22 protein-coding genes are annotated in these 21,298 nt (G+C 33.6%); 8 read left to right on the forward strand and 14 right to left on the reverse strand.

What is annotated here, in order from left to right:
- Positions 1–22: 22 nt before the first annotated feature.
- From FVB9532_RS02540 to FVB9532_RS02555, 4 genes are all read right to left on the reverse strand, one after another.
- Positions 23–1,777: a PspC domain-containing protein gene (locus FVB9532_RS02540; protein ID WP_150543649.1), complete on the reverse strand. Its 1,755-nt coding sequence runs from the start codon at positions 1,775–1,777 to the stop codon at positions 23–25.
- Positions 1,761–2,114 (reverse strand): PadR family transcriptional regulator, encoded by a 354-nt coding sequence (locus FVB9532_RS02545; RefSeq protein ID WP_150543650.1) that lies wholly within the window; start codon positions 2,112–2,114, stop codon positions 1,761–1,763. The genes FVB9532_RS02540 and FVB9532_RS02545 overlap by 17 nt, the downstream gene beginning before the upstream one ends.
- Positions 2,115–2,200: 86 nt before the next feature.
- Positions 2,201–3,049 carry a DUF5694 domain-containing protein gene (locus tag FVB9532_RS02550; RefSeq protein WP_150543651.1) on the reverse strand — a complete coding sequence of 283 codons (849 nt, stop codon included), beginning with the start codon at positions 3,047–3,049 and terminating at the stop codon, positions 2,201–2,203.
- 2 nt (positions 3,050–3,051) lie between these two features.
- Positions 3,052–3,567, reverse strand: a complete 516-nt coding sequence (locus FVB9532_RS02555) for a DUF4870 domain-containing protein (RefSeq protein WP_150543652.1) — start codon at positions 3,565–3,567, stop codon at positions 3,052–3,054.
- Between the two features lie 198 nt (positions 3,568–3,765).
- Between FVB9532_RS02555 and FVB9532_RS02560 the strand changes: the two genes are divergently transcribed.
- Together FVB9532_RS02560 and FVB9532_RS02565 are read left to right on the forward strand one after the other, a co-directional pair.
- A complete protein-coding gene (locus FVB9532_RS02560) occupies positions 3,766–4,221 on the forward strand; it encodes a DUF4442 domain-containing protein (protein ID WP_150543653.1) in 456 nt (151 codons plus the stop codon).
- A 168-nt stretch (positions 4,222–4,389) separates the two neighbouring features.
- Complete coding sequence (locus FVB9532_RS02565) at positions 4,390–4,584, forward strand: hypothetical protein (RefSeq protein WP_150543654.1); 195 nt, start codon at positions 4,390–4,392, stop codon at positions 4,582–4,584.
- A 65-nt stretch (positions 4,585–4,649) separates the two neighbouring features.
- Here the strand turns inward: FVB9532_RS02565 and FVB9532_RS02570 are convergent, their stop codons facing one another.
- From FVB9532_RS02570 to FVB9532_RS02605, 8 genes are all read right to left on the reverse strand, one after another.
- Positions 4,650–5,591: a hydrogen peroxide-inducible genes activator gene (locus FVB9532_RS02570; protein ID WP_150543655.1), complete on the reverse strand. Its 942-nt coding sequence runs from the start codon at positions 5,589–5,591 to the stop codon at positions 4,650–4,652.
- A gap of 118 nt (positions 5,592–5,709) precedes the next feature.
- Complete coding sequence (locus FVB9532_RS02575) at positions 5,710–6,126, reverse strand: DUF2141 domain-containing protein (RefSeq protein WP_150543656.1); 417 nt, start codon at positions 6,124–6,126, stop codon at positions 5,710–5,712.
- Positions 6,127–6,236: 110 nt separating this feature from the next.
- Positions 6,237–7,568, reverse strand: a complete 1,332-nt coding sequence (locus tag FVB9532_RS02580) for a DUF58 domain-containing protein (RefSeq protein ID WP_150543657.1) — start codon at positions 7,566–7,568, stop codon at positions 6,237–6,239.
- A gap of 2 nt (positions 7,569–7,570) precedes the next feature.
- A complete protein-coding gene (locus tag FVB9532_RS02585; protein WP_150543658.1) occupies positions 7,571–8,629 on the reverse strand; it encodes an AAA family ATPase in 1,059 nt (352 codons plus the stop codon).
- Positions 8,629–9,819, reverse strand: a complete 1,191-nt coding sequence (locus FVB9532_RS02590; protein ID WP_150543659.1) for a DUF4350 domain-containing protein — start codon at positions 9,817–9,819, stop codon at positions 8,629–8,631. The genes FVB9532_RS02585 and FVB9532_RS02590 overlap by 1 nt, the downstream gene beginning before the upstream one ends.
- A complete protein-coding gene (locus tag FVB9532_RS02595; RefSeq protein ID WP_150543660.1) occupies positions 9,819–10,565 on the reverse strand; it encodes a DUF4129 domain-containing protein in 747 nt (248 codons plus the stop codon). The genes FVB9532_RS02590 and FVB9532_RS02595 overlap by 1 nt, the downstream gene beginning before the upstream one ends.
- Complete coding sequence (locus tag FVB9532_RS02600; RefSeq protein ID WP_150543661.1) at positions 10,566–11,438, reverse strand: hypothetical protein; 873 nt, start codon at positions 11,436–11,438, stop codon at positions 10,566–10,568.
- Positions 11,416–12,396, reverse strand: a complete 981-nt coding sequence (locus FVB9532_RS02605; RefSeq protein ID WP_150543662.1) for a stage II sporulation protein M — start codon at positions 12,394–12,396, stop codon at positions 11,416–11,418. Before FVB9532_RS02605 ends, FVB9532_RS02600 begins: the two co-directional genes overlap by 23 nt.
- A gap of 36 nt (positions 12,397–12,432) precedes the next feature.
- Here FVB9532_RS02605 and FVB9532_RS02610 point away from each other — a divergent pair, with 36 nt between their 5' ends.
- Positions 12,433–13,146: an RDD family protein gene (locus FVB9532_RS02610; protein ID WP_150543663.1), complete on the forward strand. Its 714-nt coding sequence runs from the start codon at positions 12,433–12,435 to the stop codon at positions 13,144–13,146.
- Complete coding sequence (locus tag FVB9532_RS02615; RefSeq protein ID WP_150543664.1) at positions 13,147–13,764, forward strand: trimeric intracellular cation channel family protein; 618 nt, start codon at positions 13,147–13,149, stop codon at positions 13,762–13,764.
- Between the two features lie 2 nt (positions 13,765–13,766).
- Here FVB9532_RS02615 and FVB9532_RS02620 read toward each other — a convergent pair whose 3' ends face one another.
- On the reverse strand, positions 13,767–14,519 hold the full coding sequence (locus tag FVB9532_RS02620) for a peptidylprolyl isomerase (protein ID WP_150543665.1): 753 nt from the start codon (positions 14,517–14,519) through the stop codon (positions 13,767–13,769).
- Between FVB9532_RS02620 and FVB9532_RS02625 the strand changes: the two genes are divergently transcribed.
- The 4 genes from FVB9532_RS02625 (at position 14,513) to FVB9532_RS02640 (ending at position 19,935) form a co-directional block, all read left to right on the forward strand.
- On the forward strand, positions 14,513–15,154 hold the full coding sequence (locus FVB9532_RS02625) for an NUDIX hydrolase (RefSeq protein ID WP_150543666.1): 642 nt from the start codon (positions 14,513–14,515) through the stop codon (positions 15,152–15,154). The two genes, FVB9532_RS02620 and FVB9532_RS02625, sit on opposite strands and share 7 nt — an antisense overlap.
- 43 nt (positions 15,155–15,197) lie before the next feature.
- Positions 15,198–16,025, forward strand: coding sequence for a lysophospholipid acyltransferase family protein (locus FVB9532_RS02630; protein WP_150543667.1), 828 nt, complete (start codon positions 15,198–15,200; stop codon positions 16,023–16,025).
- 155 nt (positions 16,026–16,180) lie between these two features.
- The gene (locus FVB9532_RS02635) at positions 16,181–17,095 is read left to right on the forward strand and encodes a serine hydrolase (protein WP_150543668.1); all 915 of its coding nucleotides are present in this window, start codon (positions 16,181–16,183) and stop codon (positions 17,093–17,095) included.
- Positions 17,096–17,118: 23 nt separating this feature from the next.
- Complete coding sequence (locus FVB9532_RS02640) at positions 17,119–19,935, forward strand: Npt1/Npt2 family nucleotide transporter (protein ID WP_150543669.1); 2,817 nt, start codon at positions 17,119–17,121, stop codon at positions 19,933–19,935.
- Here FVB9532_RS02640 and FVB9532_RS02645 read toward each other — a convergent pair.
- Positions 19,932–21,206 carry a serine hydrolase gene (locus tag FVB9532_RS02645; RefSeq protein WP_150543670.1) on the reverse strand — a complete coding sequence of 425 codons (1,275 nt, stop codon included), beginning with the start codon at positions 21,204–21,206 and terminating at the stop codon, positions 19,932–19,934. The genes FVB9532_RS02640 and FVB9532_RS02645 overlap by 4 nt on opposite strands.
- Positions 21,207–21,298: the final 92 nt, after the last annotated feature.

Below are 21,298 nucleotides of genomic sequence, written 5' to 3' on the forward strand. Positions count from 1 at the left end.
TTATTTTTTTAGTTAGTTGAAGTTATTTAACGAGAGTTGAATCTTGTTCAGTTTTAAGTTCAATAGTTTCTTTTTCCTGTTCTTGATACCATTCATCATCGGTTTCATAGGTTGTATTTTCATCTTGTGAAAAAGAATCATTCTCTTCGTAGTCATCATTAAAATCTGCATCAAAGTCATCGTCGTCTATCGGACAAGTTTTACAGATAGTTTCTTTATATCCAATACTTAGGAAATGTCCTTCTTGTCCATCGAGTAAAATATCTCCGTAATAACTGTTATTGTAATGATAGGAAGATATATTTTCTTCTGCCAACAAGGTAGTTCCTTGTGGTAAATAAACAGTAACTACCACTTTTTGATCACTAAACATATTTGTTGTAGGAGTAATAAAATAGCCATCTAAGCTTAATGTATGATTGCTAAAATGGGTAGAATAATCAATAGCAGAAGCTCTTTCTTTGGCTGCTTGATAACTCTTTCCTTCCGCTTGTTTGGTGATTTCAATTTTCCCAATAGAATCACGGGAAGATTTTACCACTATACGCACATCTCTTGAATAAAGGATTTTTTCTCCGTTTCTATTTAATTTAATTTTCATACCACCATCTCTATTTAAATCATTTCCATAGAAATTATCACCTCTCATTGCTAAAAATAGCGTATCGGTAGAAGCGATGGGGATTGTTTTTGTTTCAATCACTTCTCCTTCAAAAGCGCGTTCTGTGGCTTGTCTAATTCCGAGGAAAGAGATCACAAAAATGGAGATAAGCCAAAGTCCTAATAATCCCAGTTTTACCGGCATCCCGATAGATTTTAGATTATCTACTAAGATTTTTAATCCTAAAATGAATAAGAAAAAGAAAGGGATTCCGGCCACAAAGAATATAAGCAAGCTTCCTAGCCATAACGGGATTCCGATATTGGCCAATTCTACATAATCCATCCAAGGCGCATCAAAAATTCCGAAGGTGCCAAAGCTAAGCAAACTAAATAGCAAGGCAATTAAACTTATCCCTGATAAAAGGATAATAAGGATGCCTATAAATTTTATAAATACTCTTAGAATGGCTACAAGAATATTCCCGATACTCTTAAAGAAGTTAGTGGCACTGCTATTGACCTGTTTTCCATATTTTTCATAGTCTACGTCTTTTACTTTACTGGCAACATTGTCAAAACCTTCCCTTACTTTCTTTTCTATGTTACTAATGTTAATGGGTTCGCCACGCATTTCCAATTTTTCTGCAGTGGTTTTAGCTTCTGGCATCACAATCCAAAAGATGAGATAAACCAATAAGAAAGTTCCGCTAGTAATAATAGTGGTGATAATGAAGAGAATTCTCACCCAAACTGGATCTATACTAAAATAATGTCCTAACCCGGCACTAACTCCGGCGATATAGGAATTATCAGGATCGCGGTAAAGCTTCTTGCTTCTTTTTTCGCTTTTTTGGGAAGCTTGAGAAGAATGTGCATAGGATTTAGGTTCTTCATCTTCAAAAATATCGTCATCTACCTTGTAATCTTCAGGTTGCCCCATGATTTCGATCACTTCTTCTACTTGGCGTAAGCTGATTACTTGACGATCTATTTTCATTTTTTCTGAAAACAATTCAGCAATTCTGGCTTCAATATCGTGAACGATTTCATCCCTTCCCTGAGCGTCGGTAAAAGAATTTTTTATGGCATCTAGATAGCTTTTTAATTTAAAGAAAGCATCTTCATCTATATGAAAAAATATGCCTGCTAGATTTATATTAACTGTCTTGTTCATTTGATTGATTTTTAGTCTTTGTTACAATAGATACTGCATTTTGTAAATTATTCCAAGTACCGGTTAATTCAGTTAAAAAATGTTTACCGGTATCGGTAAGGCCGTAGTATTTTCTTGGAGGTCCGCTGGTAGATTCTTCCCAGCGATAAGTCAATAATCCAGCGTTCTTAAGTCGGGTAAGTAGTGGGTAAATGGTACCTTCTACCACCAGTAATTTTGCGTCTTTTAGTGTATCTAAGATCTCTGCCACATAAGCATCTTTCTCTTCTAAGATCGAAAGGATACAGTACTCTAAAACGCCTTTACGCATTTGCGCTTTGGTGTTTTCAATCTTCATAAGGCATTTGTTTTATATGCGTTAAACTGTTCATTTTTTGATGGATGATTTTGATTGAATGATGATGATGAATGATGTATTATTAGTTATAAATAGTCTACAACAGAAGTGATTTTATAAGTTGGGTTTTCTTCTACTAAATCCTGTAAAACGCCCACATGCGCTTGACCAATAATCACTAATAATTTTTTATTTCCGGTTTCCAATTGTTTGTTTAAAATATTGGAGTAAATTTTTAAATTTCGATTGTAAAATAGGCTAATATATTCAGCTCCAATATATTCATTGTTAATAGGGATTTCTTTATTGTAATTTCCTTTTTCTGAAAATTTTCCTTGTTGAATATAAGCCGGAAGGTTAAAAATAAGGTGATGAGTTAAATCTATAAATTCCGGTTGGTTCATGGTTTTTATATAATCGTAAATAGAAAGTTCATTTGTTTGAACTTTTTGTTTTAATGGACGAGCGGTTTGCTGAAGTTTTTTTAATGCTTCTTGAAAAATCTCGATGTTTTTTCCCTCTTTTAATAAAGACTGTGAGGTAGAATCATAATAATTCACACCAACGACTCCCGGCAATTGTAAATCTTTTGCCATTCTAAAACCTATTTGCATGGTTTCTCCAGCTCCGTTTTCAAAATCCTGAAGCGATTGTTGACCTGTTTTGTATAGATTAAAAAGACTATCGATTGATTTTTGTTCTTGTGGTTCTAATTCAACCATAAGCATGTCTGGTTGAAATGCTTCTAGCTTCTTTGTCAGTTGTTGAATCTCTTTTTGTTTTTTCTTACTAAAAATATTGGAACTTTCCGCTCCGTTGTCCATTTGGCTAAGATGATCAAACCCGACAAACATAATTTCCACCTGTTCTTCTTGTACTTGCTTGTTTGAAAAAGAGGTGAGGCTAATAATTAAAAAGGCTAATAAAAAATTCATAGTTAAATAGTTTGGTTGTTAATATTGGTTTCTGGTAAATCTTCTTTTTCTGCTTCTTCTAATTTTAAAAACGGAATAGTTAGCGGGTATTGATAAGTTTTCCCTTCACCGGCCTTCATTGCTGCATTGATGACGCATAAAACTTCTAAGGCAAAAATGCCTATAGCAAGAATTAAAACGATTCCTAAAAACACAATAAACGGCATCGCAAATAGGGGAGATTGATTGCTAATCACAAAGTCATTACCGGTAGAAAAATAAAACTCATCCAACGTTCCAAAATTAATTCCCAATACCACTAATCCCATTATTGCGATAGTGGCAAGAATGGAAGTGTATAAGAATAAGCTAATTTGAAAGTTTAATGATTGTTTGGCGTGTGCACTCACAAACGGATATTTTTTATGAAGTACCCAAATAAAGATAGGTACTAAAAAATTTCCGAATGGAAAAAAATACTTACTAAAAGCTCCTAAATGAGCAATTGAACTGATTGTTTTTTGATTGATAGATTGCATAGTACAATAATTTCTTATGCAAATATATATCTAAAAAAAGGTATTATGCAATACAAAGTACTAAAATTAACATTTAGTAAGTTCTGTTTTTCTTAAAATTGAAGTTAAAAAATGCTTGAAAGTCTTATTTAATAAAGGTTTTCTGTTTATATGAAAAATATTTTCTATTTTAATTAAAATTTTAAATGTTAACGAAAAATGAAACTTACTCCTAAAAAAATAAATCTCTTTACGATGATGAAACTTCCGGCTGCTTGGTTTTGTGGAGTAAGGTTGAAAGAAATTTCGGAACAAGCAGCTAAGGTTACCGTAAGGCATCGATGGATTAATCAAAATCCTTTTAATTCGATGTATTTTGCGGTACAAGCGATGGCTGCCGAATTAAGTACCGGGGCTTTAGTGATGCAGGCTATTCAAAATTCTAATGCTAACATCTCTATGTTGGTGGCAGAAAATAATGCCGAGTTTTTTAAAAAGGCGACCGGGAAAATTACTTTTAGATGTGAAGATGGAAAGCTTATTCAGAAAAAAATAACTGAGGCTATTCAAACAGGAGAAGGACAAACTTGTTGGATGAAGTCTGTTGGACATAATGGGGAAGGAGTGAAGGTTGCTGAATTTAATTTTAAATGGACCGTAAAAAAGAAAGGGTGATTTTATAGATATGATAAATTATTGTTCAAATTGACTTTATAAATTATCAATTTATAAAATAAAGGCTTTGGTATTGTATGATATTTATTTTTTATGTAAATTAGAACGAATTTTAAAATTAGTGCTTATAGCCAACTTTACTTAATTAACTTTAAACTATTCAAATTTATGGCAAGAGCGATGTTTGAATACACTAAGGAAATCTTAACTAAAGTAAGTTTCGATGCGGCATTATTTTGTAAAGAAGTAAAAAAAGCAATTGATCGTTTACTTCCTTACGAATTAGAAGAGTTAAGAAATTTTATTGTATTCCTTTCTAAACAAAACCCTCATTTAATTTCAAGTCTAACTTATTTAAAATAACCCAAATAAAAAGCTGCTCAAATTTTGAGCAGCTTTTTTATTTTCAAGATGGTTAAGTATAGACTTTATTTTTTTTGCAACGGACTTATAATCTTAATATTCTGAAAAGTCACCGCTCCTCTTACTACCCCTGAAATGATCTCTTGTAAAGCTTCTATAATTTGCATTTTAAGTTCACTTTTATGATAGATAAGGCTTACTTCCCGAGCAGGAGAAGGTTCTTCGAACATTCTTAAGTTTTTATTTTCTTTTTCAGATAAGTCCAAGGTATGTAAATAGGGAAGAAGCGTCATCCCTAAACCTTCGTTAGAAAGTTTTATTAAGGTTTCAAAACTTCCACTTTCTAGATGAAAACTGCTTTTTTCGGTATTTTGATGGGATTTACAAATATTTAAAATGCCTTCCTTAAAACAATGACCGTCTTCTAATAATAAGATATCATCTACTTCTAACTCTTCCGGCTTAATCTTATCTTTTTTAGAAAGTCTATGTCCCGGTGGCGTATAGGCCACAAAAGGTTCATAATATAAAGGCTTTTCTTTAATGTTTTCTTGTTCTAAAGGAGTAGCAGCGATAGCTGCATCTAGATGACCGTCTTGTAAGCGTTCAATAATTGCTTCGGTATTTAACTCTTCAATTTTAAGTTTTACTTTGGGATATTTTTTAATGAAATTGGTTAAAAACATCGGTAATAGAGTAGGCATAATGGTAGGGATAATCCCTAATTTAAATTCCCCTCCAATAAAGCCTTTTTGTTGATGTACAATATCCTGAATACGATCACTTTCGTTTACGATATTTCGAGCTTGGGTCACTATTTTTTTACCTACTTCAGTTAACTCAATTGGTTTTTTGGTTCTGTCAAAAATCTGAACTTCAAGTTCTTCTTCAAGTTTTTGTATTTGCATACTTAGCGTAGGTTGGGTTACAAAAACTTTTTGTGCTGCTTTCGTGAAGTTTTGGTATTCAGCAACTGCTAACACATAATGCAATTGAGTAATGGTCATACTATTAGATTTTATGATGCAAATATACCACTACTATCAGATATATCTATTAAAATTTTCTAAAAATAAAAAAGTCAAGCAATGGCCTGACTTCTCTTTTTTGATTTAATGAATTTTATTAAAGCCGAATACTTATTTTTTGTTCACCTTCTTCTAATTTAAATTTTGCATCTTCCCAAGTTGGCGGTCCGTAAAGCATAGGATTGTTAGAAAGTCCATAATCTTCCTTCGGCATTCCGTTAGGTTGAAAATCCATTTGCTGATTGTCATTAGCATCGTGGAAACAAGAAATTCCATAGATTCCTGTTGGGACATCATTAAAAACCAAGGTGGCTTTTCCATCTTTAATTTTTACTTGTTGCGAATATTCTGGTTTGGTTTTTAGGAAATTGTCTTTGGTGTAAATTCCCAATATTAAATGTCCTTGATCGCTAGTGATATTTTCTACTTCAATAGTAATCGTAGAAGTTTCCGTTTCTTGTGCAACGATAATTTTTCCTAAAGCTAGCATTAAACAAATGAGTACAGTTTTCATGTGATTGAGTGTTTTTGTTAATTTTATAGTGTAAAGAAACGGGCTTTCTTCAGCATCTAATAAAATAAACTACTCAACTGTAGAATTTATCTTCTGAAATGTAACGAGCTCTATAAAAGTCCTTTAGATTTTACTTCTAAGTATTTGTTAATGGTATTTACCGTAAGGTTTTTAGGGGAAGTCAATACCGTTTGAATCCCATGGCGTTGCAGTTCGTTAACCATTAAATCTTTATCATCTTTAAATTGTGTGGCAACGGTTTGCTCGGCAATTTCGTGAATGTTGCTAGCCGGTTTGCTAATCACTTCTTCCAGTTCTGTATTTTTAAAGAAAATAACCACCAACAAATGTTTTCTGTTTAAAGCTTTTAAAAAAGGAAGTTGTCTTTTGAGTGCTGAAATATGCTCAAAATTGGTATAGAGCATCAACATACTCCGGTGGGTGATTTTTCGTTTGGCATAAGCGTATAACAATCCAAAATCACTATCCAGAAACTGGGTATCGATGCTGTAAAGTGTTTCTAAAATAGTTTGGAGATGTGTCTTTTTTCCATTAGGGGGAAGAAATTGTTGGATTTTATTAGCGAAAGTTAATAAACCAACTTTATCGTTTTTCTTTAAAGCAATGTTAGAAAAAGCCAAACTACTATTGATGGCATAATCTAAAAGTTTTAATCCTTCAAATGGCATTTTCATCACACGGCTCGTATCGATAATCGAGTAGATGGGTTGCGATCTTTCATCCTGATATTGATTGACCATCAAGTCCCCGTGTTTGGCAGTGGCTTTCCAATTAATAGTTCTTATATCATCGCCGTTTACATATTCTTTAATTTGCTCAAATTCCATCGTATGGCCAATTTTTCTGATTTTTTTAAGGCCTTGCATGGTAATACGGTTATCGAGTGCAAGAAAATCGTATTTCTTCATCTGAATAAATGAAGGATAAACTTTTACCTGTTGATCTTTATTGAATTTATACCGACGTTTAATTAATTTTAATCCAAAAAGGGCATAACAATTTAAACTTCCAAAGGTGTAAACTCCCCGTTCTACCGGTTTTAGTAAATAGGTAGTTTTAGATTTCTCATTTGCTGCAAGAGTAATTCTTTTTAAGAAATCCCTTTTTTGAAACTGAATGGGAATTTCATCAATCACTTCTAATTCAACATTAAAGTTATAGTGATTTTCTAAGATGAGAAAGACTTCATTTTCATCACTATTTGAAAATTTTTCAGGTAAAATTCTATCTGCTTGTAATCCTGAATTTTTATAAAGCGCAATCATTTCAACTAAAACCCATACCAAAAAACTCAATACAATTAACCATATAAATGGGTAAATGGAGTTTGCCCAATAGGAAACCAGGAATAGGAAAGAAATCCCGAAAAGGGCATAAAAAAAGCGTTGGCTTAGGTATAAAGATTTAATGAATTTAAGCAAAGTTATCTTGGGATTTCAATAGATTTTACGATCATTTCTACCACATCTTCGGTACGCATTCCTTCCATTTCTTTATCAGGAGATAAAATGATACGATGTCCCAATACCGGATTAAGCGATTTTTTTACATCTTCCGGAGTCACAAAATCCCTTCCGTTGATGGCCGCAAAAGCCTTGGAAGCATTCATGATGGAAATGGATGCCCTTGGGGAACCTCCCAAAAATAAGTGCGGATGGTTTCTGGTTTTGGTAACCATTTGTGCAATGTAATTCAGTATTTTTTCTTCAATGACAATTTCATGGAGTTGGGTACGGAATTTATTGAGTAGTTCTGGAGATAAAACCGGTTCAATTAAATCGGTAGGTTGCTGCTGTTTACGGGCATGATGCGATTGTAAAATCTGAATTTCTTCTTCTAGCGAAGGATAATCTACTTTTATTTTAAAAATAAATCGGTCTAATTGCGCTTCGGGTAGGGCATAGGTTCCTTCCTGTTCTACCGGGTTTTGGGTAGCCAATACCATAAACGGTGGTTGCATCGTGTGTTGTTTACCATCAATGGTAATTTGGCGTTCTTCCATAACTTCAAACAAAGCGGCTTGAGTTTTGGCCGGTGCACGGTTAATCTCATCAATTAAAACGATATTAGAGAAAATAGGGCCGGGTTTAAATTCAAATTCAGAAGATTTAGTATTTAAAATAGAAGTTCCCAATACATCACTGGGCATTAAATCTGGTGTAAACTGAATTCGGCTAAAATTGGTTTTTATAGATTTGGCAAAGAGTTTGGCAGTAATGGTTTTGGCAATCCCGGGAACGCCTTCTATGAGTACGTGGCCATCGGCCAATAAACCAACGATTAAAAGTTCTACAAAATCTTGTTGACCCACAATTACTTTGGCCATTTGTTCTTTTAGCTGGTTTACCGCATTTTTTAATTCTTCTAATGGGATGCGGTTGCTAAAATTTAAATCTTTATTTTCTTCTGAACTTACAGAGTTTTCTTGTGGAGCGTTTGTTTCTTGCTCGGGCTGAAGTTCGTTATGAGTTTCGTTTTCCATTAGATATTCTTTTTAAATTGAATAATTAAGCGATTTAGTTCTTCCACTTCTTTTTTGGAGATGGAATTTTTACGCTGTAGTTCTTGAATTTTTGAAAGTAATATTTTTATTTCTTCTGAAGTATTATCGGTTTGTATTTCTAATAATTCAGAATAGTTTTCTTGTTTTTGTACATCTACTTTCAACTCTTTCCGAAGGAAGTTTAAAAATTGATCTATTAATTTGTAGGCAATACTTTTATAATCTTTTCTATCTAAATACATTCCGGAAATTGTTCGGGTGTATTCGTAGGTTTGATTGCGTAAAGGCTCAATAACTTTGATACTTTTTTGCTTTCGTTTTCCTTCAAAAAAGACAAATAAAATCGCGGCAATCAGTACAAAATAATAGGCCCATTTTAAATAAGGATTTCCCAGTAAAATATAAAGGGGAGAAGTGTAAAAGGTTTTCCCGTTTTTATAGTGGTTGTCCCAATAAAGCGTTTGATCAGAATTTAAATAGGCGAGAAACTTTTCAGCATATTCAACATTATTTTCCCTTAGTAAAAAGAAGTTGCTAAAAGTTTCCGGAGAAGTTTGTAATAAAAATTTTCCTTTGCCAAACTTGTTTTCTACAAAATTAGGAAGGCTATCATAAGGCTCATCCTCTTGTAATTTTGCAAAGCCAAGGACTTTCTGTTTTTTTCCGTTTAAAGAATCAAAATAAAAGAGGGTTTTATCTCTGTTGAAACTATAATTTTTGTCTGCTTTTAGTTTTGGATTACTAAAATTGTATTCAGCAATATTGGTGAGCCCGTTTGTTCTAATTTTTTCAGTAAACGTAAGCTTCAAGGTATCTAATAACGGATAGCTGATATTGTTGGCAGAAATCACCGCGGTATTTCCTTTTTTTACCCAATTGAGCAAGCGTTCCATTTCTATTTCATCTAATCCTACTGATTGATTGAGGAAGAAATAAGTTCCGGTATGGGTCGAATCTGATAAAAATTCAAACGGAGGAACATTTACATCGTTCACCTGAAAATGCTCTTTTAAATTTTCATAGAAAACATAGGTTCCAAACGGAATTTTATCGGTTTTGGTATAGCTGGGAAACCAGTTAATGGGATCTCTTTGGTTAGCCTCTAAAAACACTAAAGCGGCCAACAAAACCAGTAAAATACCCAATATGATTTTATAACTTTTCCCCATTAATTCAATTGGTTTTGAAAGTTAGCAAATTCTTTTTCAGCCAATTTGTATTCATCGTACGTAATGGGGAAATCGCCATACCAAACAAAATCGTAAACTTTGGTAATCTTTTGAAAACTTTGGTTGAGTGGTTTAGATTCTATTTCAGTAAAATAATCGTGATTGGTTTTTTGAAATTGATAGTCTATAATTTTACGGTCTTTTAATTTCCGTAAAGTCAATAAATAAGAATACCTCACCGCCAATCTATATTGTTTATTTGCTAGAGCTTCCTGAATTAATTTGTCGATATCTTCCGAATAAATAATTTTTTCTTCCGCAGAAAGAAACACTTTAGGGGTATCTTTGCCCATCATTTTCTGTCCGGCAGGATTTATTTTTATAAAGAGATAGACGATAAAGCAAATTATTAAAAAGAGAATAACATATGGTAAATTCTTAATTAGAAAAGCCAAAAAGGAATTTGCTTCAAAGTCGCCCAGCAACCATCTCCAGAATTTATTCCAAAGATTACCCATCCAACGTTTAAATTTAACCCACCAACTGTCTTGCGCTTTTACATCGGAATAGTCAAAATCGCTATCGTTTTTATAGTCTTCAAATTGTTCTTGATTAAAAGAAACGGGTTGAAGGTTCTCGGTTCTATCATATTCAATTTTTGGTAATTGAATACTATCTCCTTGGGCTAAAACAAAAGAAGAAACGAGCAAAACCAAGCTATAAATAAAACAGCGAATTACTTGCATTTATTGATCTTTGCCTAAATTATCGATGGCTTCGTAAGCCCCGGTATGGTTTTTTTGTTCGTTAAGGCTGAAATAAATAAAAGCTACACTTATGGCTAGTATTCCAAAGATAATGCTTTGAGCAGCATTGGCTACTACGCTTAAAGCTAAATACACCCAATCGAACATAAATGATGGGTCGGAATAAGAACCTTCTTGTACAGCAGTGAAGGTTTTAGTCATGGTGTAAATAAGTGCAGGGATTTGAAAAATCATACTCATTAAGTAAACAATGATTCCCATTACCAATAACGTGAAAAATGTAATCCACCAATTATCTTTCACTAATCTAAAACAATGGGAAATGGTTTCTGAAAAACTTAACCTATCAAAAGTTTTAATGCTATAGGCCAAAGAAAGTGGAACCATTAAGTAGATTCCCGGTATGAAGCAAAACATGATTCCCGCAAATACCATAGCAAAAATAACAAAACCAAGTCCTAAGAAACTTCCCCAATCTTGGTTCATCCCATGCCCAACTTCATCTAGATTTATTTCGCCGTTATTTTTTACATAAGATTTAATGGAATGCTGAATGGTTCCATACATAAATGCTTGGTAAGCAATTGAAGTTATAAACATAAATAGCATTGCTAAAACCATATTAAAGCCAAAGCCAGAATTGATTTGACCTGCTCCTGAAAATATCTTTTCAAGATCTGAAGCGGTAAACGTGTAATAACCGGTAGCAAATAGTTGTATTAAAAATACCGGACCGGCAAATTTTACCAAAGCCTTAAACAGCAATTTATAATTTTCCCTAACAAATTTAAATGTGTCTCCAAGAACATCTCCTAGTTCCCGTTCTTTCTTAAACTGAATGATTTTCTGCATTTTTTCGAGCTAACTTATTTAGATAAATTGGGTAAAAAACGTAATAAAATAAAATGAATGCCAAAGATAAGCTTATAATTAGAATAGCTAACCAATCTGGCATTTCTGTATGTCGGGTCACAAAACCTTCTAAAAATCCTGCAATAATAAAAAATGGAATGGTACTTAAAATTACTTTCAGTCCGGCTTTTACACCATTTACAAACGAAGTGAGTCGGGTATACGTGCCGGGAAATAAAATACTTTTTCCCACTAAGAGTCCGGCCACACCGGCAATAATAATAACAGAAATTTCAATGGTACCGTGAATCCAGATAGTTCTTACCGATTCCCAAAGCAATCCCTTTTCGTAAAAGAAATATTGAAAACTTCCCAGCATTATTGCATTTTTCATAAGTAGGAAAAGTGTTCCTATACCAAAGAAAATCCCCATGACAAAAGCAAATAAAGCAACTCTAATATTATTAACGGTAATTCCTAAAAACATGTTCATTTCTTCCATTTCTTTATAAACCGCCATCGGATCGTTGTTTTCAATATTATCTAAAGTCATGTTTACATAAGCATCGCCCATAATAGCCCGAACAAAACTTTGGTCGGTTCCGGCAGAAAGCCAACCTACCGAAGCAAAAATGAAAAAACATATAAACGCAATAAGCAATTGCTTTTGATAATGGTAAAACTCTTTGGGGAATTCTTTTGTGAAAAAAGTAATTAATCGATTTCTGGATTCCCGTTTGCTCTTGTATATTTTTTGATGTGCTTTAGAAGCTAAACCATTAAGATATCTTAATGTATTGCTTTGTGGATAAAAAGTCTGCGCATAACTTAAATGATCAGTCACTTCTATATAAAGGGCAGATAATTCTTCTGGTGAAATTTGAATTTTATTCTGCAGAACGCTTTCAAATTTCTTCCATTTATCCTTATTTTGCTTAACAAATGCAGCTTCACGCATGATTTTCGAAGATTGTAGTTCAAAGAAACAGATTAAATGGATAATTTTCAAATAGAAACTGCCCAAAATGTCGCTATTGAGCAAAATATTGCCAACTTAGGGGATAGGGTATTGGCCTATATTGTTGATATTTTGGTAATTGCAACTTATGCCATCTTAGCCATATTTTTATTAGGTATGATATCACTAAGTTCCCGAGATACATGGGTGTTTATGCTTATTGTAGGCTTGCCGGTTTTTTTATATCCTTTATTGGCCGAAACTTTTTTTAATGGGCAAACTCTTGGTAAAGCGCTTTTGAGAACTCGAGTGGTAAAATTAGACGGTTCTAAAGCGGGGTTTTCCAATTTTGCCATTAGGTGGTTGTTAGGTCTTTTAGAGTTAGGAATGACTTCCGGTGCATTGGCACTAGTGGTTTATTTATTAAATGGACATGGGCAACGCTTAGGAGATATTGCTGCGAAAACAACGGTGATTTCAGAAAAACAACAAACATTCTTGCATCAAACCATAGGCATGGAAATACCGGAAGACTATCAACCGGAATATCCGCAAGTCACTGTCTTTTCTGATAACGAGATACAAACCATTAAAAACCTATATCAAAAAGCAAAGCGGGAATCTAATCATGCTATTATTGTCTCTTTATCCAACAAGGTAAGTTCTATGATGGAGGTGACGCCTAAGCAGCGACCTTTACAGTTTATAGATAGAATTATTGCAGATTATAATTATTATACCCAAAGGTAGATGGAATATTTAATGGTAATCGATATACTAGGAGTGATTTCCTTTGCTATTTCTGGAGTACTTTCTTCTATGAAAAAGAAAATGGATCCTTTTGGTATTTTCATTATCGCTTTTGTCGCCTCTGTAGGGGGAGGGACTTTACGGGATATTCTTATTGGTTTTCCTGTGGCTTGGATGCGTGATTTAACTTATATGTACGTAATTATGGGAACTTCTGTGTTTGCCATAATTTTCAGGAAAAAACTGGTCTACTTAAGAAAGTCACTTTTTTTGTTTGATACGGTGGGAATTGGCCTGTATACTGTTTTAGGAATAGAAAAAGGTTTATCGGCAGATTTCCCCCCAATTATTTGTATCGCTATTGGTACAATGACGGCTTGTTTTGGTGGGGTAATCAGAGATATTTTATGTAATGAAATTCCGCTTCTATTTAGAACGAAAGAAATTTATGCAACGGCTTGTATTTTAGGAGGAATTACTTACTTTTTATTAATGCAATTTCCTTTGAGCGACGGGGTGATTTTTACAATTTCCGGAGCGGTAGTAATTTTTACAAGATCTTTAGCTGTCTATTTTGATATTCGTTTGCCTTCGGTTTATTTTGATGTTGACAACTAATTTTAGTTTACAACAATACTATCAATCATAATATTTTTTTTGGGCCATTCACTTTGGTCGGTTTCTACTTTTGCCATTTCATTCACCACATCCATTCCTTGGGTAACTTTTCCAAAAACAGTATGTTTTTTATCTAAGTGATGAGCTCCATTTTTATCCTGAACAATAAAAAATTCAAATGGGGAAGAAGCTTTACTTATATTTTGTTCGCTGTATTTTGCTGCAGAAAAAGCTCCGTAATTGTGTAAATGTCCGGCATCGCTTTCACTCGGAATCAAATAATCACCCACTTTAGACCGTACCTTTTGGGTTGCAACGTTATCGCTATTACCGCCTTGGACTACAAAGTTTTCGGCTATACGGTGAAAAAAAGTAGTTTCGAAATAGCCCATTTTAGCTAACCTTATAAAATTGGCGCGGTGAAGTGGAGTATCGTTAAATAATTGTACGTGAATTGCTCCAAAACGTGTATAGATAATGGCTTTATCCTCAGGATTTTCTTTTCCGTATTTTTCAAGAAAAGCTTTTAAATCTTTTTGTTCAATAGTTTCAATAGAGCGAATATCGATATCCATTTCTTTACCCCCGCTAGGAATCTTTACTGAATTTAAAATACTATCGGTTCTTTGTTTTTCCCTTTTTTCTTGTAAATCTTTCTCGTTTACTTTCTTACTTTTATTGTTATCTTCACAACTTGTGAGGAAAACAAACCCACTAAGGGCTATTAGCAAAGAAATTTTTTGAATGTATGACATTTTCAGAATTTAAAAATTCGGTTTCAAAAATAGAAAAAATTCAACTGATAGGGGAGAAAGCCCATTTAGAAATGGCGCCTAATTTCAGAAAAAAAGAAATCGATCGTATAGATATAGCAAGTAAGAATCCTAAACGTGCCGGGGTGATGGCTTTATTTTATCCCAATGCAGCTGGGGAAACTTGCCTTACCTTAATCTTGAGAAAAACGTACAAAGGAGTACATTCAGCTCAAATTGGCTTTCCCGGAGGGAGGGAAGAAGAAGAAGATCGTGATTTAATGGAAACCGCATTACGGGAAACCCATGAAGAAGTAGGTGTTGCACCGGAAGAAATTAAGGTCTTAAAAAAACTGACTAAAATCTATATTCCACCTTCTAATTTTTGGGTACAGCCTTATTTGGGGATTGCTGAGCAAACACCGCAATTTATGAAGCAAGAAAGTGAAGTAGAAGAGATACTGGAAGTAAGCTTGAAAGATTTTCTTAATGATCGCAATTTAATTGAAAAAGAGCTCTCTACTTCTTACGCAAAAAATGTACTTGTTCCAGCTTTTTATTTAAACGAACAAATAGTTTGGGGAGCTACCGGTATGATGCTCAATGAGGTAAAGGGAATTTTGAAAGAAGTACTATAAGTTAGCTATTTTCGTATCTTTGAAGGTTCTAAACAAAGCAAAAATGGGGATATTCAAAAAAAATCCTTTTGGACATATATTATTCTTAAAAAAATGGCTCATTAGAATTATGGGAGCGATGACGCATCGTCGCTATCATGGTTTTAATAACCTTCACATAGAAGGGTCAGAAATTATAAAAGATTTGCCCGATACTAAGGTTTTATTCGTTTCTAATCATCAAACTTATTTTGCCGATGTGGTAGCGATGTTTCATGTGTTTAATGCGAGTTTAAGCGGCAGGGTAGATAATATTAGGAATATTGGATACTTGTGGAACCCAAAACTGAATATTTATTACATCGCCGCCAAAGAAACTATGAAAGCGGGGTTATTGGCACGTATTTTGGCTTATGCAGGTAGTATTTCTATTGAAAGAACTTGGCGCTCGAAAGGAAAAGAAGTGAACCGTCAGGTAAAAATGAGCGATATCACCAATATTAAGAAAGCTTTAGATGATGGTTGGGTAATTACCTTTCCGCAAGGAACCACACGACCTTGGAAACCTATTAGAAAAGGAACCGCTCATATTATTAAACAATATAAACCCGTTGTGGTCCCTATTGTAATTGATGGTTTTAGAAGATCTTTTGATAGAAAAGGGATTCGGATTAAAAAACGTGGAATTCTTCAATCGATGGTGATTAAAGAACCATTGGAGATAGACTACGAGAACGATTCTTATGATGATATTGTCTCTAAAATAGAGTATGCCATCGAGCAGCACCCTTCTTTCCTTAAAGTTATTCCTGAGAAAGAGCTGAAAATACAAGAAGAACTTAATGAAATGAGAAGATGGAGTTACAAAGAAGATCCATCTTCTGAGGCTTAAATGTTAAAATTAGTATATTTTAACAAAATAAAATTTAATTGGCACGTTAGTTGAACTATTATGTAGTGTATGTTAAAAACTGATTTTAAGTTGATTATGATTAGTTTTTGATTAAATTTGAATCAACACAACCTAATTAAAATTAAAATTTATTTATGTTAAAGCACATTTTCCTAAGTATTTTTTCAACCATCTTATTATTCACTTCTGTCAACGCACAACAGAGCTTACCTTTAAATGATTTTAATCAGATAGCTCCGCTTTCAGAAATTGAAAACGATCCACTTCAAGTGTTGTTAGAAGATGAGATTATGAAGAATCCTACCTGGAGACGTCTTATTAACAATAAAAAGATGTCTGTTGGAGTAGTCGATTTAAATAATATCAATAGTGTGCATTATGCAGGAATCAATAGTCAAGAAATGATGTATGCAGCTAGCTTACCAAAAATTGCTATTCTTTTAGCTTCTATGGATGCTATTGAAAAATGTGAGTTGGCAGAAACTCCTGAGGTAACAAGAGATCTTAATCTGATGATTAACCGATCAGATAATCACGCATCTACACGAATGATAGACCGTTTAGGTTACGATAAAATTGCTGCTGTGTTACAAAGTGATGAATATAAACTTTATGACAAAGTAAATGGCGGTGGTTTATGGGTAGGTAAGAGATATGCTGCCGGAGGACCAAGAAATCCAGATCCTATTAAAGGATTAAGCCATGCAGCCAGTGTACAACAAGTTTGTAGATTTTACTACAAAATGATTACCGGTAATTTGGTATCACCAGAAAAGTCTAAGAAAATGTTAGACATTATGGAAGATTCACATTTACATCATAAATTTGTAAATACACTAGATAGAATTGCACCAAACGCAAGAGTATTTAGAAAGTCTGGATCTTGGAGAAACTATCACGCAGATTCTGCCTTGGTATGGGGAAAAGATGGAAGAAAGTACATTTTAGTAGCCTTAGTAGAAGATCCAAACGGAGAACAAATTATAAGAGATTTAGTAGTTCCAGTTGAAAACATAATCAAAAAATCACGTTCTTTGGAAACTACTTAATAAAAAAGTAGTCAATCCAAAAAATGCTGAGAAAACTAGTACAGAGAACATTTGACATTAGAAGCGGAGAACTAGGCGTTTCGTTGTTAATGCAACTCTATATATTTTTAATCATCACAACGCTGTTAATAGTAAAACCTACTGTTAACGCGTTGTTTCTTTCTGAATTAACTTCCCAAAGTTTACCTTACGCTTTCTTATTAGTAGCCTTGGTAGCTATGGGAAGTTCTTATTTTTACAATAAGGCTTTAAAGCGTTTTTCCTTACTTAGGATTATCACCTTTACCTTAATCATTTCAGCTTTAGTATTTATCTCTTTAAAAGTACTTTTAAGCCTTCACTATTTTTCTACTTGGCTGCTTTATTTCTATTATGTTTGGGTAGCTATTTACGCAGTATTAGCCACTTCACAATTTTGGATTTTAGCCAATTTGGTGTACAACATCCGTGAAGCTAAACGCTTGTTTGGTTTTATTGGAGCAGGAGCCATTAGTGGGGGTATTTTAGGCGGTTACCTTACCAATTTACTAGCACCCATTATAGGGAATGACGATTTAATGATTATCGGTGCTATTTTAGTAATTGGTTGTATTCCTTTATTGCATATTATTTGGAGAAAACGCGTAAAAAGTTTAGGGGTTTTTAGACAACAGCAACGAACTTACGCTTCTAACGAATCGTCTTTTAAATTAATCTTAGAGTCTAAACACCTAACCTACATTGCGGGAATTATTGGAGTAGGGGTGTTGGTAGCCAAATTGGTGGACTACCAATATAGTGATATGGCTTCCAAAGCGATACCCGATTCAGATGAATTGGCTTCCTTTTTTGGGTTTTGGTTCTCTACTTTTAATGCAAGTTCCTTAGTCATTCAATTATTTTTAACACGAAAAATAGTTGGGGTTTGGGGAACAGCATCCACACTTCTTGTTTTACCTTTGGGTATTGGCCTTGCTGCTATTCTCTTTATTGTTTTTCCTGAACTTTGGGTAGTCGTACTTTTAAAAGCAGTAGATGGAAGTTTAAAGCAATCGATTAATAAAGCGGCGCAAGAACTTTTGGTTTTGCCCGTTCCTACCGAAATAAAAAATAAAACAAAATCTTTTATAGATGTTGTTGTAGATAGTGTTGCTACCGGAATTGCAGGCTGTCTATTGATTTTTGTTGTAAGGGGACTTGATTTTGAAGCTTACCAGGTTTCTATTTTAATCCTTGTATTTATTAGTATTTGGTTTTTCTTTATTTATAAAGTTAGAAAAACCTATTTTCATTCGTTTAGGGATAATTTAGTGAGTTTTAGAAATAAAAGTCAACTTGACAAGAAAAAGCAAAAATCAAAAAGTGTTTCTACAAAAGCTACTATTATAAAAGTTCTGGAAACCGGGGAGGATAGTGAAATATTATTTATGCTGAATAAGGTAAACGATGTTTCAGATAAAAGGTTACGGAGTTTAATTATTAAATTATTAGATCATCCCTCAAGCGAAATAAAAGCAGCTGCTATTTCCAATTTATATTTACTCGATAAAGGAACTGCTGCAGAAAAAGTAGAAAAACTTATTCATACCAAAGATGATGAAGTCGTATTAGCTGCTATGCGCTATTTACTCACCCATACCGATATTAACGATCTTCAGGTTTTTGATAGCTACCTTAATCACGAAAATCCTTATATTTCTTCAGCAGCGCTTTTATGTTTGGCCATTGAATCGCGGGACAATAAAAAACTTGCTTTGCGCTACAATTTAGAATTACGCCTAGAAAAGAAAATAGAAGACGTTAATTTACCTAGTGAAGATCATCGTATTGAAGAAACCATTGAATTGATTCAGGCAATTGGCTACGCAGAAAACCCTAAATTTTATTCCTTTATCACTGCGCATTTCAATAATAAAAACGAAGAAGTAATTTCTGCAGCTATTAAAGCGGCTGGAATAAGTTCTAGTGCTATATTTTTAAATGATTTGTTAGATTTTCTTCAGAAGAAAAATTTTAGGGAAGAAAGTATTAAGGCGCTAAAAAACTATGGTCATGCCATTATTAAAGAACTTATCTTTAAGTTGAATTTTGATCATATTTCATCCAATAGCAAACAATTTATCCCGGAAATTATAGGAGGTTTTGGAGGTCAGCAAGCCGTTGATGGGTTATTTAAATTATTACGAAATAAAGATTTAGTCGTAAGGTTGGAAGCGGCCAGGGTTTTAAATAAATTAAAGACCAGCAACACGACATTAAAATTCAGTAAAAAGAGCGTTGTACGTTTAATTCTTCAAGAATGTAAGCTTTACCACAAAACGTTGTCGGCAATGCAAATTCAGAAGCAAATTTTTATTCGCTATGAAGATACCTTGACTAACGATAAAGATTTAGAAGAATATTCTGCACGAAATAGTTTAATTGAAATTCTAGAAAAACGATTGGATCATGGATTGGAACAGATTTTCACGTTGTTAGGGCTTCGCTATCAACAAAAAGATATAGAAATTGCTTACCACGGAATATTAAGTGATAAGCAAGATATACGGGCAAATGCAATCGAGTTTTTAGACAATTTACTACATCCTAATTTGAAGGAAGCTTTATTACCATTGGTAGAAAACACGATGGTCATGTCTCACGAAACCGATCGTGATGATTTAGTGATTCCTACCGAAAAACATTGTTTTGAAATGTTATTGAAAGGAAAGGATTTAAAGATAAAATTAGCTGTTCTATACTTGATCGCCCAGTTAGAAGATAAATCTTATATCTCTCTAGTGAAACCCTTGATAATTCATCGAAATAAAAAAATAAGTACTTTTGCCCAAGATGCTTTAAATCAGTTGGAGAAAGTCTAGGATTTTTCGGTTTCTTCTGTTTTAGGGTTAATCACTTCATCTATTTTAGAAGCCAATACCATATGATCCCAAGCAGAATTTTTTCGAAGTACGTTCGTCATTAAACAAACCATATATTTTTTCCCGTTGGGGTGTTCAACAATAGCTACTGAATTCATATAATTATATACATTTCCAGCATATTCACCACAAGACTTTCCATTAGAACGATCACAAGAATATAAGGAGCCCGATTTAAAATACACCGCTGCATCTTTTAATTCTTGTGCATAAGCATACCTAATTCTACGATCGGTCATATACATTAATCGCTTAATTTCGAGGCTGGAAGGTTTATCTACTACTTTTCCTTGTTCCAGTTGTACTAAATACTTCATTAATCCTAAAGGAGTTCCTATACTTCCTCCAATATCGCCTACGTATTTATTGGCGCCAGAAGTAAAAAAGCTACCTAATCTCCATTCATCGTGAGTGATCCCTATTTTTCTTAAAGGTTCATTGACAATTTGGTTGGCTAAAAGTGTTAGTTCTTTTTTAGGGGTATTTTTAAAATATTCATCTACTTCTTCTTGTGTAAGGTATTCATATTTATCTTTAAAAGCCGCCATTAACAAAGCTTCTCGCCAAACTACACTTGCCGCGCCATTATTGCTTACACTCATCATATGGTCGGCCCATTCGTATAACGTAAAAACATCATTGGGACTTACCTTTCGCTTAACGAGTTTGTCATTTTCAATATCATAATCAGGAATGGTATGATGGTCATAAATAGCCCAATCGCCTGCTTTTACCCTTTTATTTTTTAAGATGGCTTTTCTAGCTTCCCAAGATTCCGGACAAATATTGTGAAGTTGGGTAAATAAAGCTGTAATGACGGTTAATTTTCCGACACTTCCCGGTTGATATCCCAAAGATTCTTTATGGCCCATATATTTGAGATGCTGCGGATCTGACATATCTAAAATGGTCAACGAATAATTTCCTGAGGGAATTACTTTTCTCAATTTTTCTGCAAAAGCTTCATCTTCCTGTAAAATTTCAGAAATGCTATCTTCTACTTGCGTAAGCTGAAGTTCAATACAGTTGAGCGGAAGTTGCGCTCCTATAGGTAAACTTAATTTTTGTGTAGAATCTTTTTTAATTCGTTCTAAACGTAAAAGCCTTGAAATTCCAGTAGATTCGTAGCCATCGATAGGGTAGAAGCTTAAGGTAATAAAGGAGATAAATCCTAAACCAAGGAAAGTGAGTAATAGTTTTTTATGAGACATATATTAAATTGAATTTTAAAGTTTTTAAGAGCAGATCTTATAGGTTTTAAAACCATAAGTCTATGCTCAATAAAATTTGATTAAACAATCAC

It is taken from the genome of Mesonia oceanica, assembly GCF_902499555.1.
GTDB classification, from domain to species: domain Bacteria; phylum Bacteroidota; class Bacteroidia; order Flavobacteriales; family Flavobacteriaceae; genus Mesonia; species Mesonia oceanica.